The 693-nt window shown below is 36.5% G+C and carries 1 protein-coding gene and 1 pseudogene; both read left to right on the top strand.

Annotated features, from left to right (window positions below; translation table 11 throughout):
* The coding region (locus tag H5158_RS23195; RefSeq protein WP_220491409.1) for a hypothetical protein at positions 1-329 on the top strand (329 nt) is incomplete at its 5' end.
* Positions 330-333: 4 nt separating this feature from the next.
* Positions 334-693 (top strand): annotated as a pseudogene (locus tag H5158_RS23570) (hypothetical protein); the annotation flags it as partial.

Below are 693 nucleotides of genomic sequence, written 5' to 3'. Positions count from 1 at the left end.
TAAGGAATAACAATGACACCCATCTTAATTTTTTAGTGACTGATTTATCAAGTGGGCAGGTTATACGGCTCGATGTAAATCAGCATAACTGCGCCGCCATATTTAAAGCGCTCAACACAACCAGAGTTACATTTAGACTACGAGTGAAAACGTATCCAAAAGGTAATGGGGCGTCAGTAAGCGATGCTTTTGAGGATAATAAATTTATATTACCAGTATCAAAACGCGATGAGTACGGCGAGCTTGAAAAACCAAATAAATGGCTCACAACCGAAGTGAATTTATCACTGTGGAATTATGCGCTAAAAGAAGAATTAGGATTTGAGTAACATTATGATAAACACCGAGCAAGTATCAGCATTACGCCCCGCTAAAAAACCAACTGACATGGGAAAGTATTACCGAAAAGTTGAAGTCGATTATGACAACTTATTAGGAGTAAACGATATATATTCAACTGATGGTCGTTATTACGGCGTATTATTAATGGGAAGTATGACGGATACGGATGATAGTTCTTATTCTTGGCTAGCATTAACCTTCTTTGCGATTGGAGCGATGATGCAAATACTTGGGTTATTTAAAGCTAAAAGTTTACAACACCTATTAGACTCATTTCTTTTTGACCCTTTGTTTATCCTGGGGCAAGTTTTATTATTAATAATTGCTTTTATTTACCACCGTAAAGCAAAA

The organism is Pseudoalteromonas sp. SR45-6 (assembly GCF_014163545.1).
Lineage (GTDB): Bacteria > Pseudomonadota > Gammaproteobacteria > Enterobacterales > Alteromonadaceae > Pseudoalteromonas > Pseudoalteromonas rhizosphaerae.
The sequence above is the reverse complement of the archived record's forward strand: the minus strand, read 5'-3'. Positions and strand labels throughout refer to the sequence as shown.